16 protein-coding genes and 1 pseudogene are annotated in these 20,619 nt (G+C 72.1%); 10 read left to right on the forward strand and 7 right to left on the reverse strand.

Annotation, left to right across the window (positions count from 1 at the left end; translation table 11 throughout):
• Positions 1-103: 103 nt before the first annotated feature.
• A complete protein-coding gene (locus ACIP9H_RS22735; protein ID WP_401960408.1) occupies positions 104-1,423 on the forward strand; it encodes a DUF4419 domain-containing protein in 1,320 nt (439 codons plus the stop codon).
• A 21-nt stretch (positions 1,424-1,444) separates the two neighbouring features.
• On the opposite strand, the pseudogene ACIP9H_RS22740 reads toward ACIP9H_RS22735, so the two are convergent.
• From ACIP9H_RS22740 to ACIP9H_RS22750, 3 genes and pseudogenes are all read right to left on the reverse strand, one after another.
• Positions 1,445-1,567 (reverse strand): annotated as a pseudogene (locus ACIP9H_RS22740) (IS5/IS1182 family transposase); the annotation flags it as partial.
• 230 nt (positions 1,568-1,797) lie between these two features.
• The gene (locus ACIP9H_RS22745; RefSeq protein ID WP_401960410.1) at positions 1,798-3,048 is read right to left on the reverse strand and encodes an MFS transporter; all 1,251 of its coding nucleotides are present in this window, start codon (positions 3,046-3,048) and stop codon (positions 1,798-1,800) included.
• 415 nt (positions 3,049-3,463) lie between these two features.
• The gene (locus tag ACIP9H_RS22750; protein ID WP_401590464.1) at positions 3,464-3,985 is read right to left on the reverse strand and encodes a cupin domain-containing protein; all 522 of its coding nucleotides are present in this window, start codon (positions 3,983-3,985) and stop codon (positions 3,464-3,466) included.
• A gap of 294 nt (positions 3,986-4,279) precedes the next feature.
• Between ACIP9H_RS22750 and ACIP9H_RS22755 the strand changes: the two genes are divergently transcribed.
• The 6 genes from ACIP9H_RS22755 to ACIP9H_RS22780 all read left to right on the forward strand — a co-directional run bounded on the left by ACIP9H_RS22755 (position 4,280) and on the right by ACIP9H_RS22780 (position 10,051).
• A complete protein-coding gene (locus ACIP9H_RS22755) occupies positions 4,280-4,933 on the forward strand; it encodes a TetR/AcrR family transcriptional regulator (RefSeq protein WP_401590467.1) in 654 nt (217 codons plus the stop codon).
• A gap of 66 nt (positions 4,934-4,999) precedes the next feature.
• Entirely contained in the window at positions 5,000-6,532 is a 1,533-nt protein-coding gene (locus tag ACIP9H_RS22760) for an FUSC family protein (RefSeq protein ID WP_401590470.1), read from the forward strand.
• A gap of 14 nt (positions 6,533-6,546) precedes the next feature.
• Positions 6,547-7,098 (forward strand): MarR family winged helix-turn-helix transcriptional regulator, encoded by a 552-nt coding sequence (locus ACIP9H_RS22765; RefSeq protein WP_401590473.1) that lies wholly within the window; start codon positions 6,547-6,549, stop codon positions 7,096-7,098.
• Positions 7,099-7,233: 135 nt separating this feature from the next.
• Positions 7,234-8,025 (forward strand): GNAT family N-acetyltransferase, encoded by a 792-nt coding sequence (locus tag ACIP9H_RS22770; protein WP_401590476.1) that lies wholly within the window; start codon positions 7,234-7,236, stop codon positions 8,023-8,025.
• Positions 8,025-8,978: a lysophospholipid acyltransferase family protein gene (locus ACIP9H_RS22775; protein ID WP_401590479.1), complete on the forward strand. Its 954-nt coding sequence runs from the start codon at positions 8,025-8,027 to the stop codon at positions 8,976-8,978. The genes ACIP9H_RS22770 and ACIP9H_RS22775 overlap by 1 nt, the downstream gene beginning before the upstream one ends.
• 191 nt (positions 8,979-9,169) lie before the next feature.
• A complete protein-coding gene (locus ACIP9H_RS22780) occupies positions 9,170-10,051 on the forward strand; it encodes a serine protease (protein WP_401960415.1) in 882 nt (293 codons plus the stop codon).
• Between the two features lie 15 nt (positions 10,052-10,066).
• On the opposite strand, the gene ACIP9H_RS22785 is transcribed toward ACIP9H_RS22780, so the two are convergent.
• Positions 10,067-11,890: an AMP-dependent synthetase/ligase gene (locus ACIP9H_RS22785; protein ID WP_401960418.1), complete on the reverse strand. Its 1,824-nt coding sequence runs from the start codon at positions 11,888-11,890 to the stop codon at positions 10,067-10,069.
• A 151-nt stretch (positions 11,891-12,041) separates the two neighbouring features.
• Here ACIP9H_RS22785 and ACIP9H_RS22790 point away from each other — a divergent pair, with 151 nt between their 5' ends.
• From ACIP9H_RS22790 to ACIP9H_RS22800, 3 genes are all read left to right on the forward strand, one after another.
• A complete protein-coding gene (locus ACIP9H_RS22790; protein WP_360899803.1) occupies positions 12,042-12,284 on the forward strand; it encodes a hypothetical protein in 243 nt (80 codons plus the stop codon).
• A 173-nt stretch (positions 12,285-12,457) separates the two neighbouring features.
• A complete protein-coding gene (locus tag ACIP9H_RS22795) occupies positions 12,458-13,933 on the forward strand; it encodes an SDR family NAD(P)-dependent oxidoreductase (protein WP_401590488.1) in 1,476 nt (491 codons plus the stop codon).
• 48 nt (positions 13,934-13,981) lie between these two features.
• On the forward strand, positions 13,982-16,321 hold the full coding sequence (locus ACIP9H_RS22800; protein WP_401590491.1) for an FHA domain-containing protein: 2,340 nt from the start codon (positions 13,982-13,984) through the stop codon (positions 16,319-16,321).
• Between the two features lie 1,108 nt (positions 16,322-17,429).
• On the opposite strand, the gene ACIP9H_RS22805 is transcribed toward ACIP9H_RS22800, so the two are convergent.
• The 3 genes from ACIP9H_RS22805 to ACIP9H_RS22815 all read right to left on the reverse strand — a co-directional run bounded on the left by ACIP9H_RS22805 (position 17,430) and on the right by ACIP9H_RS22815 (position 20,565).
• Complete coding sequence (locus ACIP9H_RS22805; RefSeq protein WP_401960421.1) at positions 17,430-18,719, reverse strand: streptophobe family protein; 1,290 nt, start codon at positions 18,717-18,719, stop codon at positions 17,430-17,432.
• A 70-nt stretch (positions 18,720-18,789) separates the two neighbouring features.
• Positions 18,790-19,245, reverse strand: a complete 456-nt coding sequence (locus tag ACIP9H_RS22810) for a Crp/Fnr family transcriptional regulator (protein WP_401960424.1) — start codon at positions 19,243-19,245, stop codon at positions 18,790-18,792.
• Positions 19,246-19,290: 45 nt separating this feature from the next.
• The gene (locus ACIP9H_RS22815) at positions 19,291-20,565 is read right to left on the reverse strand and encodes an alpha/beta family hydrolase (RefSeq protein ID WP_401960427.1); all 1,275 of its coding nucleotides are present in this window, start codon (positions 20,563-20,565) and stop codon (positions 19,291-19,293) included.
• Between the last annotated feature and the right edge of the window lie 54 nt (positions 20,566-20,619).

Below are 20,619 nucleotides of genomic sequence, written 5' to 3' on the forward strand. Positions count from 1 at the left end.
ACCGACACCGCTTGTCTCTTGGGTCACGCGAGCGGTGGGACAGAACCAAGGGGCTCATCAGCCTTTTAGGATCAGGGCCGATCACGGTTTCTGGGGGATACGGATGGCTTTCGAGATAGACCTGCCGCTCGCTGAAGACACCGAGGCCGCTCGGCTCGCTTCCGAGCTCACCGAACTCGGCAACGAGCGCTTCCTGCGGGCTGTGCTGCGCGACCAGGCGCGCTTCCACCACCGCAGCACCGATCGCCTCGTCGGCTGGTCCACCGACGTTCCGGAGATCACCGAGCCCACCTCCAGCCTCCTGCTGCGCGCCGTCCACCTGTGCTTCACGGCTCACCTGCCGCTGAGCCTCTCACCCGACCTGCTCTGGTACGCCGTCGTGCACGAGGTAGCCGTCCACGTCCGCCTGAACTCCAGAACATATGCGGGACTCTTCACCGAAACGCCGGAGCACCCGCAGACCATCGCCGTCCGCGACGACCTGGCCCCGCTGGATTGGGAGCGCTCGATCAACCTGGTCCAACAGTCCCTGCGCGCCCGCATCGGCGATGAGGTAGCCGACCTGTTCCAGCCCGACTTCTCGACCACCACCCCCACCGACGCCACTGCCGCGCTGGTGACGCTGATGGACGTGGTCAGCCCGTACTACCGCTTCCGGTGGACCTCGCTCTGCGGCATTCCCCGGATCCGGCTGGAGGGCACGGACCGGGACTGGCGCCTGCTGGCGGGCCGGGTGCGGGAGCTGGAGGGATGGTTCGAAGGCCTGCGGCCGTGGTTCGCCGCCTTGCACCCGGTGCTGGACTCGATCAGCGCGACGGCCTCGGGGTGGGGTGTCGACCAGGAGTTCTGGCGTTCGCTCTACAAGTGGGAGTCCGCGTCCGGCGGCGACAGGGTCACTGGCTGGATCACCGCTTTCTTCGCCCACCGATACACCGACGACGGACCGTCTCCCAAGCAGTCGTTCGGCCCGGGAACCACCGACGATGAGGACTTCCCTTCGCACGTCTCCCGCGTCCCGTTCCGCTGGGAGACGCCCACCGGGACATTCGAGATGGCCTTCCTCGGCGGTGTGCTCGGCACAGAACGCGACGGTGAGTGGATCCGGCCGTACCTGGGCCACGCCGTGGTGGAACTGCCCCCGGCTACCGAGCCCCGCGACGAGCGCCTGCCCGAGCCGTGGACCATGGCCGACATTCAGCGCGCCACTGGCTGCCCACAAGCCCAGTTTCTCACTACCCTCGGCACCGTCACCCTGCACGGCGAACCCCTCCAAGCCGACTGCGCGATAAACCTGGAGGGCCTCTGCGCGGTGCGGGCCGACGACGGCGACTGGTATCTCGGCGACCTTGTGTCCGACACCGGTGACATCCAGTGCTGGGGCAACTACGGCCCTGACCTCGGCCACGCCCTTCGCTCGCTCTAACTCTTTCCCTATTTGGTCTTGTCCGGCCCGGTAGCGGGTGGTGAGTCTGTCGAACCTGGTTGCCACCGATCGGAATTGCCTCAGCCTGGCGAAGCACCGCTCGACAATGTTCCGTCCCCTGTGAGCGGTCGCGTCGAAGGCTGGTCAGCCCGCCCCGGTACCGGCCAGCGCCTCGCGGCGAGCAACTGCCGCCGGAGCATCCGATTCATCCTCGAACCAATCCCCTTTACGGACGCCGGCGCGAGTCGATTGATACCGTCCACTCCGCGGACCCGGCCACGTCGCCACGGCCTTGGATCCTTGGCGCGCGTTGCTGCACCGCTCGACCTCGTTTCCGCGGGGCATACCGGGACCGGTCGAAAGCCGTGAGGCGCTCAGCGGGCCGGCGCCCCGGCGGGTTCGTCGACGGCGACCTCGACACGGGAGCCGATGAGAAACGCGCCGGCCAGGCACAGCAGGATCGCTCCGGCGAGGAAGGAAGCCCGGGGGCCGATGCCGTAGTAGACCAGCCCTGTCAGCAGGACCCCCAGGGCGCCCGAGCCCACATTGACCATCTGGAAGGTCATGGAGACCCGGCCCAGCAGACTCTCCGGAACCTGCGACTGGCGGAGTGTGGCCGCGGTGACGTTCCACACCAGGCTCACCGCCCCGTAGCAGGCGACGAACAGCACCGCTGCGGTGGCGGACCCGGCCAGGCCGAGGCCGGCGCAGATGCCCCCCATGATCAACGAGCCGAGCCACAGCACGCGGACCGGGCCGAGCCGGATCCCCAGGTAGGACGCGAGCGGCACACCCGCGATCCCGCCGACCGCGAACACCGACACCAGCAGGGCGTAGCCGGAGCTTCCCAGTTCCAGGGTCTGCCGCGCGTACAGCACCAGAACGGACATCAGGCCGGCCACCACGAGATTGACCAGAGCGGACATGGCGCACACACGACGCAGCAGAGCGTGCCGCCACAACCAGCCGAGACCGTTCAGGGCGTCCTCACGCAGGGACCGCCGCTCGGAAGGAGCGTCTCCGGGCCTGGCCGGAGGGCCGCCCGTCATCAGCAGAATGAATCCCGCGGATGCCATGAATGACAAGGTGTCAATGCCGAGCGGGAGTGCCGGTGTGATCTCGTAGAGCACCGCTCCCACCGGGGCGCCCAGCAGGCTCCCGGCGATCAACCAGCTCGCCTGGAGGCGGGCGTTCGCCTTGGTCAGCGATTCGGGCGCCACCAAGGAGGGCACGAGGCCGGCCCAGGAGCCGCTGTAGAGCGTGTGGCCGCAGCCGAGCAGAAAGGCGACCCCTGCCAGCAAGGGGATCGACAGGGCGTCGAACACCGTGAGCAGAGCGACACCGGCCATGGTCACTGCCCGCGCCATGTCGACGAGCCACAGCACACGACGGCGCTCGAGCCTGTCCGCGAGGACACCGGACAGCAAACTGACCAGGAGCCACGGAAGTTGTCCCGCGAAAGCCACCAGGGCGACCTGCCGGGCGTCGTCGGTGAGGTCGGCGGTGAGCAGGGGAAGGGCAACCTGCCGCATGCCGTCACCCAGACTGGAGACGGTCACGGCGGCCCAGACGCCGTAGAACTGCCGCGGCAGTTGCAGGCGGGGCTTTCGTCCTGGAAATCGCATAGGAGGTTTCGGTAGATCAGTGGACCTGGGACATCAGGGGTCGAGAGCGCGAATCCGGGAATCTCGAGGAAGGTCGCGACGACCGCGACGGCCGGATCGCAATCCAACCTCAATGGTTCGCCCATTTTTTCACCAAACGGAACACACCGGCGAGCACAAGATCATCGGCGGGTTTACGGTGCCCGAACTTTTGGAGATCCCCGACGTCACCCGACGTCACCCGACGTCCCCCAACACTGAACACGGGACGCGGACCGGATCGGGGCCCTGGGGCCGGCTGATCCGGTCCACGTCCGCGCGCGGGCCGCGGTAGTGCTGCCACCACTCGCTCTTGCGGGGCGCGACATCGATACGACCTGTAGGCGACTGGTCGCCTACTGCACCTCACGGAGATGCAGCCGTCGCGGACACCAGGTCAGCTCTCCGGCATCACGGGTGAGTCGACGTCCAGGTCGGCGAGCGATGCGCCGTACGCGGCGAACCGCTCGCCGTCCCACAGGGGCGCCGGCACGCCGGGTACGGGCTCGTCGCCCCGCATGAAGAGGACCTCGGGGCCGCCGGGGGTGAACAGGAAGAGCATCTTGGCGTGACGGGTGCTCTTGTTCAGGAAGCGGTGCCGGATGCCCGGCGGGACGTAGAGGAAGTCCCCCGACCGCGCGATGATCTTCTCGTCCCCGTTGAGGAACTCGAGTTCACCGTCCAGCAGGTAGAAGGCTTCGCTGTTGCGGTTGTGGACATGTGCCACCGGCCCCGCGCCGGGCGGTACATCCGCCTCGACGAAACCCAAGTGCCCGTCGGTGATGTCGGTGTGGACCTTGACGGAGTAGACGTTGTCGGACACCCACTTGGTGATGCCTTCGCCGGCGGGCACGTGGATGGCTCCACGTTTCGTCCAGCGAGGGTCGTCGGTGTCTATCTGCGGCATGGGAAGGCTCACCCAGGACTCCTCATAAGGGAAACAGGCGCGGTCGACCCCGGCGCCTGACAGCTGTCAGACCAGCCGCTCCTGACAGCTGTCAGGAGCGGGGGTCCCACCCCGATCCGCAGCACACCTGACCGGACCGCTACCTGCCCCCGTCAAGGGGCGGCGGTAATCTTCCGATCGGACGCCGCATCTCGTCGCCGGGAAGAGGGCCGTCGCGAACCATGTGGAAAGTGAAGGAACTTACGGTGTCCTCCGGCATTCCGCCGCTCGGCCCGTAAGAAATCAGAAGGATGAGTTGGGGTTTCAGTGGCGCAACAGGGCGCGATGGACGACAGGTCGGACCACCACCGCCGGACGAGAGCGCCGCAGGTCGACCTCGACGATTCCGAGATCCTTCAGCGCGGTCTTGAAGCATTCGCCGAATTGGGCTACTCGGGCGCGTCCGTCCGCGAACTGGCCAAGCGCATGGGCGTCAACCACAACTTCATCAACGACCGCTTCGGATCGAAGGAAAAATTCTGGCGCGCGGCGCTCGACCACGCCCTCAGGGCACCGATCCAGCAGCTCATCACCATCCTCGACGGCGACCTCGAGGACGTCGAGAAGTTCACGTGCGCCGTCAGAACCTTCCACTCCCTGGCCGCGAACATGCCCCACGCGAACCGCATCATCTCCGACGAGTCCGTTTTCGCGTCCGACCGGCTGAACTATCTCTACAGCGAGTACACCGGCCGATTCATGGCAAAGCTCGAACCACTCGCTCAGCGACTCATGACTTCGGGCCGAATGCCGGCCATGAGTATGGACGTCCTGTTCAGTGCACTCACCGGGCCCGCGGTCGTCATGACCCAAAGACAACTCGTGCACCGCATGAATGAAGCGGGAGATTCATCGACCGACGAGTGGCGGCAAAAGACCGCCGCCTTGGCCGAGGTGGTCCTTCGAGGCCTGCTCACCTGAACGACCGGCCCGCGTGCAGCCTTCGAGGATTATTTCACGAGTAAAACACCTGTTAAGCTTGTAGGCATGCCGAACCTCTTCCACCCCCTCCGCGACGCCCTGCGGCTGCGCACGGTCCAGGACCTCTGGCATCAGCGGGCCGTCAGCGTGGTCGTCGCCGTGGGGATCGTGGAGGGGGTGCTGCTGGCCCTGGGGCGGCTGGACCTGGTGCTCTATGCGGCGGGCGGTGGGCTGTGCGCGCTGTACGGGCACGGGCTGCCGTACGCCGCGCGGGCGCGGACGCTCGCGCTGGTCGTGCTGGGCATGGCGGCCGGCGGCGCGGTCGCGCTGACAACGGCCGCGCTGACGGAGGTGACGGCGGTGCGGGTCGCCGTCGCGGCGGCGCTTGCCGCGGCGCACAAGGTGGTGTGCGACGCGACGCGGATCGGGCCGCCGGGGAACGTGATCTTCACCTTCGTCGCGGCGAGCGCCGCGTTCGTGCCGCAGACCCCGGCGCAGGTGCCCGCGCACGTGGGGCTGATGGTGCTGGGCGGGGCCGTCGCCTGGCTGGTGGGCATGGCGCCGGCGCTGGTGCGCCCGCACGGTCCCGAGCGCGCCGCCGTGGCGCGGGCGCTGGAGGCCCGGGCGCGGGTCCTGGCCGACGACGGGAGCGCGGCGCGGGCCCGGCACGAGGCGACCGCGGCCGTGAACGCCGCGTGGCACACGCTGCGGGCCGCCGCGCCGGGCGCCCACCGCGCGGGGCTGGAGCGGCTGCTGGCCCGCGCCGATGCCACCGGCCCCGCGGGGGCGCGACGACTCGCCACCTGGGCCCGGGAACTGCGCACGGCACGGGCCTTGCCGGGGGCCGCGGGCGTCGCGACGGACAGGGAAGCCCGCACCGGGCCGCCGCCGGCGCCGTTCCACGGCCCCTCGATGCGGCACCTGGCCCCGATCGGCCTGCGGGTCGGCCTCGGCAGCGCGGCGGCGGGCTGGGTGTCGGCGGCGCTCGGCGTGGACCGTCCGTACTGGGCCGTCGTGACCGCCGCCGCCGTGCTGGCCGCCAACACCGCCCTGTCCTGGCGGCGGGCGCTCCAGCGCGTCGTGGGCAATCTGCTGGGCGTGCTGCTGTTCACCGCGCTCGTGCCCTTCACGGCCGCCGGCGCGGGTGCCCTGGTCGTGACCGCGCTGGCGTGCAACTTCGCGGCGGAGGCCACCATCGCCCGCAACTACTGGCTGGCCAGCGCGTTCGTGACGCCGATGGCCATGATCATGACCGAGTTCGCCGGCATGCAGCCCGCGGGCCGGCTGGTCGCCGATCGCTGGCTGGACACCGTCGTGGGCGCGGCCGCCGGGCTCGTGGTGTGCTTCGCGGTTCCGAACCGGCGCGCCGGACGGCGGGTCGGCACCGCCCTGGACCGACTGGAGGACGAGCTCGCCGCCCCGCTGCCGCGGGAGCCCCGGCTCACCGCGGCCCTGCTGGAGCTGCGCGAGGCGGCCGACACCGCCTCCGGCGAGTGGTGGAGCGGCCCCCTGCCCGAGGAGCGGATCACCGACGCGGAGCGGCGCGGGCACCTCGCGCTGGCGGGCCGCCGCGGTGGCCGGTCCGTCACCGCTGCTTGACGACGCGTACGATCATGCGGACGCCGCCGGAGCCGCCGGCGTACGAGGGAAGGACATCGCGCGTGGAGGACGCCGTCGCGACGGTGCTGCGCCAGTGGCAGGGCGTGCACCCGGAGCTGGACTTCGCGCCCGTCGCCGTGATCGGGCGCCTGAACCGGAGTACCGCGCTCCTGCAACTCGCCGTCGACGCGCCACTGAACCGCGAAGGCCTCACCCGACCGGAGTACGACATCCTCTGCGCGCTGCGCCGCGTCGGCGGCGAACTGACGCCCGGACGTCTGGCACGTGAAACCTTCGCGTCGGGGGCGGCGGTCACCAAGCGGATCAAGGTGCTGGAGGAGCGCGGCCTGATCGGGCGCCGGCCGGACGACCGCGACCGCCGGGTCTCGCACCTGCGGCTGACCCCCACCGGCCTGGCGCTGGTGGACCGCCTGCTCCCGGAGCAGCTCGCGTACGAGGAGGGTCTGCTGTCCGGGCTGCCGGACGGACGGCGCCACGAGCTGGCCGAAATCCTCGGCGAACTGCTGCTGCTGCTCGAAGGCCGCTTGGGCGCGCTTTCCGGGTGAAGCGGCACCGAACGGCACCGCGCCCCCAGTGATTCAGCGAGCGCACATCTCCACTCTCCGCAAAGGACATGCCAAGGCAAGGCGCCGACGGGACAGATAGGGGTGTCCCCGTCCCCCTGACCAGGGAATCGCGCCATGACCGCTTCGTACGAACTCGCTCCCGTTGTCGACAACGTCGTCGAACGCCCCCGCTATTCGGTGAGCCTCGCCCAGGACGAGGCCGAGGTGCGGGCCGCGCAGCGTCTGCGGCACCAGGTGTTCGCCGGGGAAATGGGCGCCGTGCTGGACACGCCCGAACCGGGCCTGGACGTCGACGCCCTCGACGCCTTCTGCGACCACCTGCTGGTGAAGGACGACCACACCGGCGACGTGGTGGGCACCTACCGGCTGCTGACCCCCGCCAACGCCCGCCGCGCGGGGCGCACCTACTCCGAGAGCGAGTTCGACCTCGCCCGGCTCGCCCCGATCCAGCACGACCTCGTCGAGGTCGGCCGCTCCTGCGTGCACCCCGACCACCGCGACGGTGCCGTCGTCGCGCTGATGTGGGGCGGCATCACCCGCTACATGGCGACCACCGGCCACAACTGGCTGGCCGGCTGCTGCTCGGTGCCGCTCGCCGACGGCGGCTCGACAGCGGCCGGCGTCTGGGACCGGGTCTCGGCCAAGTACATGGCCCCCGAGGAGTACCGGGTCACCCCGCACCGCCCTTGGGACCCGACGGGCCTGACCCGCCCGGCCCGTGCCGCGCTGCCCGCGCTGCTCCGCGGCTACCTGCGGCTGGGCGCCTGGATCTGCGGCGAGCCCGCCTACGACCCGGAGTTCGGTGTCGCCGACCTGTTCATCCTGCTGTCGCTGGAGCGCACGGACGAGCGCTACCTGCGCCACTTCGGCGCAATCGGTTCGCTCGGCTCCCTCGGAAGCTCCTGATGGCCGCGACATGGTGGTCGCCGGTCTCGCCCTGCACCCCGCAGGCCTGCGTGACCGGCGAAGGTCCCCTGGTGGGCCGGCTGCGCCGGACGGTGCGCTACGTCACCGTGGCCGTGGTGCTGCTGATCGGGATCGTCCTGGCCGTCCCGGTGGCCGTACTCTGCCCTCCGGCGCTGCGCGACTCCCTGGTCCGCACGTGGATGCGGTCGGTGGTGACGGCCTTCGGCATGGAGGTCCGGGTGCCGGTCCCACCGGCGGCGCGCGAGCGCGGCCGGGGGCTGCTGGTGGTCGCCAACCACGTGTCCTGGATGGACATCCTGCTGATCGCCTCCGTCCTCCCGGGACGCAACGTCGCCAAGTCGGAGATCCGGGGCTGGCCTGTGCTCGGCCCGCTGTGCGTGCTCGGCCGGACGATCTTCATCGACCGCGAGCGGTTCCGGACCCTGCCGGACACCGTCGGCGAAGTGCGGGAGGCGCTGCGCGGCGGGGCCACGGTCGTCGCCTTCCCGGAGGGCAGCACCTGGTGCGGCCGTGAGGAGGGCCGCTACCGCCGTGCGCTGTTCCAGGCGGCAGTGGACGCGGGTGCCGACGTGCAGCCCATCCGGATCCACTACCGGCTGGCGGACGGGTCGCGCAGCATGGCCCCGGCGTTCGTCGGGGAGGACACGCTGATGGACTCGGTGCACCGGGTGGTGGCGGGCCGCGGGCTGAACGCCGAGGTGTCGGTGCTCCCCGCGATCCCCGCGGGCACGTGGCCCGACCGCCGCGCCCTCGCCCTCGCGGCGGACCGGGCGGCGCACCGGGTCGAGGTGCCCGCCGCACGGCAGCCCGAGCTGCTGCCGGTACCGGTACCGGCGTCGGCCGAGGTGATCGAGGTCGTCGAGGTGGCGCCGCCGGTCGTCATCCCGTCCCCCGTCGTGCAAGCGGCCGAGCCGGCCGCGAGCCTCCCCTGACGCCCAGCGCCCGCGGATCCCACGGTGCCCGTCCCCGCCCCCGGGGGGACGGGCACCGTCGCGTCGTGCGCAACGGCCGCCGCCGGCCCCCGGGTTGGGGCTGCGCCATGCCCTCTTGTCCGGTCCCTCTCGAGTCATGACAATGTCCATGCCAAAACCGAAAGAACTTCGGTCTCGAGAGGACCCCCCACATGAAACGACCTCTCAGAGGTGCCCTGGCGGCCGTTCTGACCGCCCTCGCGGCAGTCGCCTGCCTCGGGTTGTCCACCGCGCCCGCCTCGGCCACGAGCCGGGACGCCACCGGTGTGCGCAACGCCGCGCCGGCCGCGCCCGCCGCGGTCACCGTGAACTTCGCCGGCACGGTGTCGCTCAGCAACTGCTCCGGCTCACTCATCCGCTTCCCGGCCTCGGCGTCCACCGACCCCGCTCTGGTGCTCTCCAACGGCCACTGCCTCACCAGCGGCTTCCTGGACCCCGGCGAGGTGCTGCTCAACCAGTCCTCGACCCGCACCTTCGGGCTGCTCAACGCCTCGGGCCGCAACATCGCCACGCTGCGGGCCACCAAGCTCGCCTACGCGACGATGACCGACACCGACATCTCGGTGTACCAACTCAACCGCACCTACGCGCAGATCCAGTCCTCCTACGGCATCTCCGCGCTGGAGCTCTCGGCCGCCCATCCCGTGCAAGGCGCCGCGATCAAGGTGGTCTCCGGCTACTGGAAGACCATCTACACCTGCAACATCGACGGCTTCGTCTACCGGCTCAAGGAGGGCGACTGGACCTGGAAGGACTCGGTCCGCTACACCTCCGCGTGCAACACCATCGGCGGCACCTCCGGTTCACCGGTGATCGACACCTCGACCGGCAAGGTCGTGGCGATCAACAACACGGGCAACGAGGACGGCGGCCGCTGCACCCTCAACAACCCCTGCGAGGTGGACCAGAACGGCACGGTCACGGTCCGCCAGGGCATCAACTACGCCGAGGAGACGTACGGGATCGGCGCGTGCGTGACCACCGGGAACCAGTTCAATCTCGGCCTGGCGGGGTGCACGCTCCCCAAGCCGTGACGCCCCCGGCGCCGCTCAGCGCCCGTACATCGCGTCGATCTCGGCAGCGTAGGCCTCCTCGACGGCCCGGCGGACGAGCTTGCGCGACGGGGTGACCAGACCCTCCTCCTCGGTGAAGGAGGCGGCCAGCACGCGGAAGGCACGGATCGACTCCGCCTTCGACACCCGCGTGTTGGCCGCCGACACCGCGCGCCGCACCTCCGCCTCCACCTCCGGGTCGCGCACCAGCTCGCGCAGCCCGGCCGGGGGCCTGCCGCGCAGCCGCAGCCAGCGTGCGGCGGCCTCGCCGTCGAGGGTCACCAGCGCGGTGACGTAGGGCCGGTCGTTGCCTATGACCAGGCAGTGCTCGATCAGCGGGTGCTCGCGGACGCGTTCCTCCAGGACCGCGGGCGAGAGGTTCTTGCCGCTGGTCGTGACGATGATCTCCTTCTTGCGGCCGGTGATGGTCAGATACCCCTGCTCGTCCAGGAAACCGAGGTCGCCGGTGGCGAGCCAGCCCTCGCGCAGCGCCTCGGCGGTTCCCTGCGGGTCGCCGAGGTAGCCGGAGAAGACCGTCGGGCCGCGCAGCAGGATCTCGTCCTGCTCGGAGATCAGCACCGAGGTGCCGGGCACGGGGTGCCCGACCGTGCCGTAGCGCACCTTGCCGGGTGGGTTGGCGGTGGCGGCGGAGGTGGACTCGGTCAGTCCGTACCCCTCGTAGACCGTCACGCCCGCGCCCTCGAAGAACAGCCCCAGCCAGCGCCCCATCGTCGAGCCGCCGCTGACCGCGTTGCGGACCCGGCCGCCCAGGGCCTCGCGCACCCTGGCGTACACCAGCCGGTCGTAGATCCGGTGCAGGACGCGCAGCGCCGCGCTCGGCCCGGGGCCGGTGCCGAAGGCGCGTCGCTCGCGGGCCTCGGCGAAGCGCACCGCGACGTCGGCGGCCCGGTCGAAGACGCCGAGGTTGCCGCCTTCCTCGGCCTTGGACCGCGCGGCGTTGAAGACCTTCTCGAAGACGTACGGGACGGCGAGCATGAACGTCGGCCGGAAGTCGGCGAGATCGGGCAGCAGCGCGGCCGCCGACATGTCCGGCTGGTGGCCCAGCCGCACCCCGGCCCGGACCGCGCAGATCTGGATCATGCGGCCGAAGACGTGCGACAGCGGCAGGAAGAGCAGCACCGAGGGCGGCTCCGCGGTGCCGGTCTCGAAGATCGTCCGCCAGTGGGCGATGACGTTGTCGCACTCGGCCATGAAGTTGCCGTGGGTGAGCACGCAGCCGCGCGGGCGGCCGGTGGTCCCCGAGGTGTAGATCACGGTGGCGACGGCGTCGGGGGTGACCGCCAGCCGGTGCCGGTGCACCACGTCCTCGCCGATCCGCTCGCCGTCCGCCATGAGCTGCTTGACGGCCCCGTTGTCCAGCTGCCAGACCCGCGTCACGGCGGGCAGGTGCTCGATCACCGAGCCGAGGGTCATGGCGTGGTCCTCGTGCTCCAGCACGCAGCCGACCGCACCGGTGTCGTGCAGGATCCAGCGCAGCTGCCCGGCCGAGGAGGTCGGGTAGACCGGCACCGGCTGGGCCCCGATCGTCCACAGGGCGAAGTCGAAGAGGGTCCACTCGTACCGGGTCCGCGACATGATCGCGACCCGGTCGCCGAAGCGCACGCCGTGCGCGAGCAGCCCCCGCGCCAGCGCCATGACCTCGTCACGGAACGTGGCGGCGGTCACGTCCTGCCACCGGCCGTCCTCCTTGCGGCCCATCCGCACCTCGTCCGGCACCCGCGCCGCGTCCTCGAACACGACGTCGGCGAGCCCGCCGACATGGGTCGCGGGGACCAGTGCGGGCAGACTGAAGGCACGCACACGTGCTCCTCGTGGGGTTGGAGCGGGCCGGGAGCGTAACGTAACCGATCTCTCACGCACTGTCCGGCCGAGGCCGGGCGGGACGGGGCTTCTTCACCAAACCTCCCCCCACGGGCGATCCCGAGAGATCATGGGATCAGGAGGTGACTCCATGACCACCAGGATCCGACTCCACGGCGGCCCCGGGGACGGTCTCACACTCGGCATCGCCCTGGTAGCCGGGGGCCCGCCCCCCGAGGGCATCCTGTACGACCCGATGGCGATCACCGTGCAGGACGCCGGGCTGCACCAGGCGTGGCCCGACAGTGCGGCCTTCTACAAGCGCCTGGAGCACATGGCCGACGAGCCCTGGGACTACGCGTACGAGAGCGAGGCCACCGCGCCCCTCGAGTGATCCCGCGCCCGGCGGCCGTCACGTCACGTGAGCGGTCACGCGGAGCGACCGCGCGGCGTGGGAGCACGGGACCAAAGTCCTCAAGGCCGCCGAGTTTTTGGCCGTCCGCCGCCGCGTTTCGTACAGTTCCCCAGGAAGCAGCGGGAACACACGAACCGGGGACGACGGCGGGCATGACGGCGACCGAGAACGAGCAGGGCACGGCAACGACGTGGGAGGGCGTCCCCGGCATCGACCCGGAGCGTCTGGAGCTGTGCCTCGGCGTCCTGCGGGAACTGGACGACCTGCCGGTGGACCACCCGGACGCGATCACCGTCCGCAAGGCCACGGCGGGCATCTACCGGACCGTGAAGCAGCGCCGCCGCCAGGAGCGGCGGGCGTCCAAGACCGCCCACGACAAGTTCGTCACCGAGGCCACCGCGACCGGCTCGGCGGAGCGCATCGACGACGAGACCCAGGGGCTGCTGCCCTCCTCGTCGACGCTGGGCGAGATCGCGGGCGTGCTGCAGCGGCCGCGCTCCTGCTACGTGTGCAAGCAGCGCTACGTCGAGGTGGACGCCTTCTACCACCAGCTGTGCCAGTCGTGCGCCGCCTTCAACCGCGCCCGCCGCGACGCCCGCACCGACCTGACCGGCCGGCGCGCGCTGCTGACCGGCGGCCGGGCGAAGATCGGCATGTACATCGCGCTGCGCCTGCTGCGTGACGGCGCGCACACGACGATCACCACGCGCTTCCCGGCCGACGCGATCCGCCGCTTCAAGGCGATGCCCGACAGCGACGAGTGGATCAGCCGGCTGAAGATCGTCGGCATCGACCTGCGCGACCCGGCCCAGGTCGTGGCACTGGCCGACTCGGTCGCCGCCGAGGGCCCGCTCGACGTCCTGATCAACAACGCGGCGCAGACCGTGCGCCGTTCCCCGCAGGCGTACGCCGAGCTGGTGGCCGCCGAGTCGGCGCCGCTGCCCGCCGGTGAACTGCCCGTCTCCGAGGTCCTCGGCACGTTCGGGAGCGGCGCCCAGCCGGCCCTGCCCGGCCCGCGCCGGGACGGCGCGGCGCGCGCCCAGGAGGTCACGGAGCTGGCGCTGGTCAGCGGTTCGGCCTCGCTCGCCCGGATCGAGGCGGGCACCGCGATCGACGCCGGCGGCCTGATCCCCGACCTGGACGCGGAGAACAGCTGGAGCCGCGCGGTCGGCGAGGTCGACCCGGTCGAGATGCTCGAAGTGCAGCTGTGCAACGAGACCGCCCCGTTCATCCTGGTCAGCCGGTTGCGCCCTGCCATGGCCGCCTCACCCGCGCGCCGCACCTACGTGGTGAACGTCTCCGCCATGGAGGGCAAGTTCAGCCGCGGCTACAAGGGCCCCGGCCACCCGCACACCAACATGGCCAAGGCGTCCCTCAACATGCTGACCCGCACCAGCGCGCGGGAGATGCTGGAGACCGACGGCATCCTGATGACCAGCGTCGACACCGGCTGGATCACCGACGAGCGGCCGCACCCGGAGAAGTCCCGGCTCGCCGACGAGGGCTTCCACGCCCCGCTCGACCTCATCGACGGCGCGGCCCGGGTCTACGACCCGATCGTCCGCGGCGAACTGGGCGAGGACCTGCACGGGGTCTTCCTCAAGGACTACGCGCCGACCGAGTGGTGAGGCCGCGCGGCCGGGCGGGACGGGCGGCGCGCGACTACGATCGACGGTGTGGCTGAGCGCCGACTCGCGCCGTCCGCGCCCGAACTCGTGCTGGAGACCGCCGGGGACACCCTGGTCCTGGTCCCGGGCAGGATGTACCGCGTCGGCCGTGATCCGGACAGCGACATCGTCCTCGACGACCCCCGTGTCTCGTGGCACCACGCCGTCCTGCGCACGGTCGCCGGGCAGTGGGTCCTGGAGGACGCCGGGAGTTCCAACGGCACCTTCGCGGACGGCAGGTACGTCCGCCAGTGGGGTGTGGGCGCGGGCAGTGTCGTCCGCTTCGGCCATCCGCTGACCGGGCCGTGGGCCCGGCTGACCCGGGCCTCGGCCGCACCGGTCTACCGGCCGCCCCCGATCGCCTCGCCGCTGGCGACCGGCACGTTCCGGCAGCCGACGTCGGTGCGGCCGCTGCCCGACGACACGATCCACATCGGGCGTGCGCCCGACAACGACCTGGTCGTCGAGGACCTGCTGGTCTCCCAGCACCACGCGGAACTGCGGGCGCTGGCCGGCGGCGGCTACGAGATCGTCGACCTGCACAGCCACAACGGCACCTATCTGGACGGCCAGCCCGTGGAGCGGGCGACGGTGCACCAGGGCGACATCATCGACGTCGGCCACGCGGTCTTCCGGCTGGTGGGCGACAAGCTCCAGCAGTTCACCGACACCGGCGAGGTGTCGCTGTGCGTCCGCGACCTGTCGGTGACGGTGGAGGGCGGCAGCAGGACGCTGCTGGACAACATCTCCTTCCCCGTCGGCGAGAAGAGCCTGCTCGCCGTCGTGGGCCCCAGCGGTTCCGGCAAGTCGACGCTGCTCAACGCGCTGACGGGGCTGCGCCCGGCGGACCGGGGCACGGTGCTCTACGACGGCCGCGATCTGTACCGCGAGTACGCCGATCTGCGCCAGCGCATCGGCCTCGTGCCGCAGGACGACATCCTGCATCTCCAACTGCCCGTCCGTCGCGCCCTGTTGTACGCCGCCGAGCTGCGCTTCCCCGGTGACACCGCCCGGGAGGAACGGGAGGCCCGGGTCGACGAGGTGATCGCCGAACTCGGGTTGCGGGCCCGTGCCGGCCAGCCCGTCCACACCCTCTCCGGCGGCCAGCGCAAGCGCGTGAGCGTGGCGCTGGAACTGCTGACCAAGCCGTCCCTGCTCTTCCTGGACGAGCCGACCTCGGGGCTGGACCCGGGCATGGACCGCTCGGTGATGACGATGCTGCGCGGGCTCGCCGACGACGGCCGCACGGTGGTCGTGGTGACCCACAGCGTGCTCAGCCTGGAGGTCTGCGACCGGCTGCTCGTCATGGCGCCGGGCGGACGCATGGCGTACTACGGACCGCCGGACGAGACACTGCCGTTCTTCGGCTTCCGGCAGTGGCCGGAGGCCTTCGAGGCGTTCGAGAACGAACGGCGGCGGGACTGGGCGGGCCAGTACGAGTCCTCCACGCTGCACGACGAGTACGTCACCGACGCGATGGAGCAGATGGAGCCGCCCGGCCCCACCTCCCGCCCGGCCGTGGCACCGCCCAAGCCCCAGCACTGGGGCGGCCAGTGGTGGACGCTGGTGCGCCGCTACACGGCGTCGCTCGCGGCCGACCGCACCTTCCTGGCGATCATGGTCGCGCTGCCGTTCGTCATGGGGGGCATGGCCCGCGCCCTGGCCGGCGGCGCGCTGACGCAGCAGAACACGCTCAACGTGCTGCTGATCCTGTGTGTCGGCGCGGTGCTCACGGGCGCCGCCAACGCGGTGCGCGAACTGGTCAAGGAACGGGTGATCTACCGGCGGGAGCGGGCGGTCGGCCTGTCCCGGTCGGCCTATCTCTGCTCCAAGATCGCGGTGCTGGGGCTGATCACGGTCGTCCAGGCGGTCGTCCTGACGATGGTCGCGCTCGTCGGGGCCCGGCTCAGACCGGGCGGCGGCAGCGGGGTCTTCACCAGCCCGCTGCTGGAGATCACGGCGGCCGCGGCACTACTGGCCTTCACGTCGATGATGCTCGGCCTGGTCGTCTCGGCGCTGGTGCGCAAGGAGGAGGTGACCATGCCGCTGCTGGTGCTCGTCGCCCTCGTGCAGGTTGTCTTCTGCGGCGCGCTGCTGAAACTGCACGGGGTGCCGGGGCTGGAGCAGTTCTCCTGGCTGGTGCCCGCGCGCTGGGGACTCGCGGCGATGGCCGCGACGCTCGATCTGGGCGCCCTGGTCCCGGGCCGCATCACCTCCGACCCGCTGTTCCGGCCCGACCCCTGGGTGTGGGCCCTGGACATGGGCGCGATGGCCGCCCTGTCGGTCGTCATGGCCTTCGTCGTCGCCCGCCTCCTGCGCCGCCAGGAGCCGACCGTGATGCGCCGGTAGGCCGTCGGCCCGTCCGCCCCGGCGGGCGGGGTCTCCCGCCCCGGGATCCGGCGGGCCGGCACTGCGCCCGCACGGCGGTGCCCGAGGCGTCCCGGATGCCGCACCGGCAGGCGAAGGCCGCCCGGCACAGGTAGGCCCGTCACCGCTGTGGGCCAGCCCCTCGACGTGCTGCGATCGGGCCCCGCCGCAGGGCCGACCACAAACGACGGAGCCGCCAAGGCCGGGGCGGCAGAAGCCGGCCGCCGTGCGCCGCGCCCCGCACGGCGAGGCTGCCGAGAAGACCGGTCGCGACACCTCACGCCCCGGCAACGCCGAACGCGGCCCCCAGGTCGAGGACGCGGATCACGAAACCGCCGAGACCGGCGGTGCCCGAGGCGTCCCGGATGCCGCACCGGCAGGCGAAGGCCGCCCGGCGCAGGTAGGCCCGTCACCGCGGTGGGCGGTGCGCCTCGGCGTGCTGCGATCGGGCCCCGCCGCAGGGCCGACCACAAACGACGGAGCCGCCGGTGCCAGAGGGGTCGCGGGTGCCGCGTCGGCAGAGGCAAGCAGCCATACGCGGGTAAGCCTGAGCAGGCGGCCCCGGCCGTCCCTCGATCCGCCCCGGCGGCGCTGCGCCCGCACGACGGTGACGGCACCCCACACCGCAGCACGGCCAACCGCCGACGGAGCCGCCGAGGCCGGGGCGGCAGAAGCCGGCCGCCGTGCGCAGACACGCCCGACGACCTGCCACCTCGGCGGACGGGCCCCCATCCATGCCCCGCGATCCGGCCCTGCGGCGCGCCCCGCACGGCGAGGCTGCCGAGAAGACCGGTCGCGATACCTCACGCCCCGGCAACGCCGAACGCGGCCCCCAGGTCGAGGACGCGGATCACGAAACCGCCGAGACCGGCGGTGCCCGAGGCGTCGCCAGTGCCGCGCCCGCAGAAGCCAGCCGTCATACGCAGGTATTGGCCCGGGCGGGCGGGCCCCCCGGCGGCGCCACGCCCGCACGGCGGTGACGGCACCCCACACCGCAGCAAGGTCAACCGCCGACGACGGAGCCGCCAGTGCCCGGGGCACCCCCGACGCCGTGCCGGCAGGGGAAGGCCGCCAGGCGCACGCAAGCCCGTCACCGCGGGGGGCGAGGTCTCCGGTCGCGCCGCGCTCGCGCGGCGAGGCTGCCGAGGAAGCCGGTCACCGCGCCCCATGCCGCGGCAAGGCCGACCGCGGCGGCCAGGTCGGGGACGAGGACGACGGAGCCGCCGAGGCCGCCGGTGTCCGAGGGGTCGCCGATGCCGAAGAGGGAGAGGCCGTAGTGGGCGTCGATCCAGGTGAGGAGGCCGACCAGCAGCATGGCGGCCGCGGCGGCCAGCGCCAGGCGGACGGCGTTGCGGAGGTGCCCCGCGCCCGGAGGGGCGCGGCGGGCGGAGGCCCAGCCGGCGGCGAGCAAGGCGACGGCGGCGGCCACGAGGAGCCACCAGGCGCGGCCGTCCTGCCGGGTGAGGGAGGCGAGGTCGAGGGTGACGTCGCCGTCGCCGCCGGTGCGCAGGACCCGGGCGAGCGGCTCGGGCACCGGTAGTCCGAGGGCGCCCTTCACATGGCCGTGCCAGCTCGCGCCGAGGCCCAGTCCGAAGGCGAGCCAGGCGAGGTTGGGCAGTCCGAGGAAGACGACGGCGAGGGTCTCGCCCGCGTCCGTCCGGGTGTCGGCCGTGACCAGGGCGGCGATCAGCGCCGCGACGACGTACGCCAGGAGCACCGCGGTCATCGCGCGGGCGGCGGGCCGCACCGCGGCGTGGGGCGGCCCGAGCCGGGGCGGCAGCGGGACGCGCCGGGACACGGCGAGGGCCAGCAGGAGGACGACGACCAGCCACAGCAGGCCCAGTCCCACGGTGGTGCCGACGAGGGCGTGGAAGCCGACGGTCGGGGTGGTGCCCAGCAATTGGGCGATCTCGTCGAGGTACTCGTTGCCCGCGGTGAGGGCGAAGCTGTGCCGGGCGCCGAAGGCGATCAGCAGCAGGGCGACGATCCACAGCAGGGCGGTTCGCAGGACGAGCCACAGCAGGTGGCCGCCCGACAACGCGGCGTGGGACCGCAGGGGCCGCAGGAACGCGTAGGCGGTCACGAGGGCCCCCGCCAGCGCCACGGAGAGCGGGACGGCGGTGATGCCCGCCTGCGTCTCGGCGATGAAGCCCGCGCCGCCGTCCAGGGCGACCCGTCCGCCGACGGCCATGACCACGGTCGCGGCTATGACGGGGACGAAGGCGCCCTGCGGCAGTTCCGAGGCGCCCGCGAGCCAGAGCCCGAGGGCGGCGACGACCAGCATGACGGCGAAACCGGCGACGACGACGCCGAGGGCGTGCAGCCAGCCCCGTGCCGGCCCGAGGACGGGGCGGGGAACGGGGGGCTCGTGGCGGCTCACGCTGTCAGGCTATGCAGCCGCGGCGCGGCCCGCCCGTCCGGAATGTCCTCTGTGTGGTGGCCCGCAGGGGCTAGGAGTGCTCCTGCAGACGGGGCCCGTACAGGTCGACCATCCGGGTGCGCGCCGCGCCGAGCCGCTGCGCGATCGTCTGGGCGGCGGCGAGCACCACGGCCTGGCCGAGCACGGGATCGTCCTTGAACAGCTCGCGGACCTCGGCCGCGACGAACTCGTACGCGCCCACCGTGCCCAGCGCGTGCGCGGCGAGCTGCCAGCGGTAGGGCGGGAACAGCCAGGACCAGCCGACCAGTTCGCCCGGGCCGAGAGTGTCCACGGAGACCGGGCCGCGGCCGGGCACGTCCATGTCGAGGGAGACGGCGCCGGACTCCACGACCCAGAAGCGGTCGGCGAACCTGCCCTCGTCGAAGATCCGCCAGTTCTGCGGAAAACTCACCCGCTTGGCGTGCTCCAGGAAGACCCGTCGGTGGTGCAGCGGCAATGAGTCCAGCATGGTCACCGTACTGCTCATGAACGTCCTCCCGTGCCGTCCGAGCCCTTTGACCTCAGGGTACGGTCACGGGCCGGGCGTCGCAGGAAGGTGTCCGGAGAACCAGTCACGCGCCAGGTGTGCGACCTCGTCGAGTGCGCCGGGTTCCTCGAACAGATGCGTGGCTCCCGGGACGACATGCAGCAGGCTGGGGCAGGTGAGCTCTGCCTGCGCGCGGCGGTTCAGTTCCAGGACGGTGTCGTCGCGGCCGCCCACGATGAGCAGGGTGGGGGCGCGCACCGTGCGGAGCCCGGGGCCGGTGAGATCCGGGCGGCCGCCGCGGGAGACCACGGAGGAGACCTCGGCCCCGGGGTCGGCGGCGGCCCGCAGCGCGGCGGCGGCGCCGGTGCTCGCGCCGAAGTAGGCGACGGGCAGGTTCTCCCGGCGGGCCCAGCGGGTGACGCCGGTGAGGCGTTCGGCCAGCAGTTCCACGTCGAAGACATTGGCCCGGTCGGTCTCCTCCGCGGGGGTCAGCAGGTCGAACAGGAGCGTGCCCAGCCCGGTCTGGTTCAGGGCGGCGGCCACGGCGCGGTTGCGGGGGCTGTGCCGGCCGCTGCCCGTTCCGTGGGCGAAGACCACCACGGCGCGCGCGTCGGCGGGCATGGTGAGCGTGCCGGCCAGCCGCACCCCGGCGGTCTCCACCTCGACGTCGGTGGTCCGGGGGCCGCGGGCCACGGCCTGCTTCAGCAGGCCCGAGACCTCGTCGTCCTGGGTCTGCGAGAAGTCGTGGTACCACTCCCCGACCGCGAAGAACACGGGCGGCACCGACAGGCACACCACGTCGTCGGCCGCGGCGCGCAGCGCGGGCATCGCCTGCGGCGCGGCCACCGGCACGGCCAGCACGACGCGTGCGGCGCCGCGGGTGCGGGCCACGGCGCAGGCGGCCAGCGCGGTGGCACCCGTGGCGACGCCGTCGTCCACGACGACGACCGTGCGGCCGGCCAGTTCCGTGCCCGGCCGCCCGTCGCGGAAGCGGTGCGCCTGCCGGGACAGCTCGGCCTCCTCGTGCCGCTCGACGGTGTCGATGTCGTCCGGGGAGACATGGCTCATCCGCACGATGTCGTCACTGAGCACCCGGGCGCCGCCCTCGCCGATGGCGCCGAAGCCGAGTTCGCGGTGGTAGGGGACGCCGAGTTTGCGGACCACGATGACGTCCAGGGGCGCGTGCAGGGCCTGGGCCACCTCGTAGGCGACGACGACGCCGCCGCGTGGCAGGCCGAGCACGACGGGGTTGTGGTCCTCCAGATGCCGCAGCCTCCCGGCCAGCTGCCGTCCGGCATCCGCGCGATCTGTGAAGTGCATGGTTCACCCCCGCGGGCGGGACATGCGGGACTCCTTACGGCCTACCCTGAATAT

The sequence above is a fragment of the Streptomyces sp. NPDC088732 genome (genome assembly GCF_044751205.1).
Classification (GTDB): domain Bacteria; phylum Actinomycetota; class Actinomycetes; order Streptomycetales; family Streptomycetaceae; genus Actinacidiphila.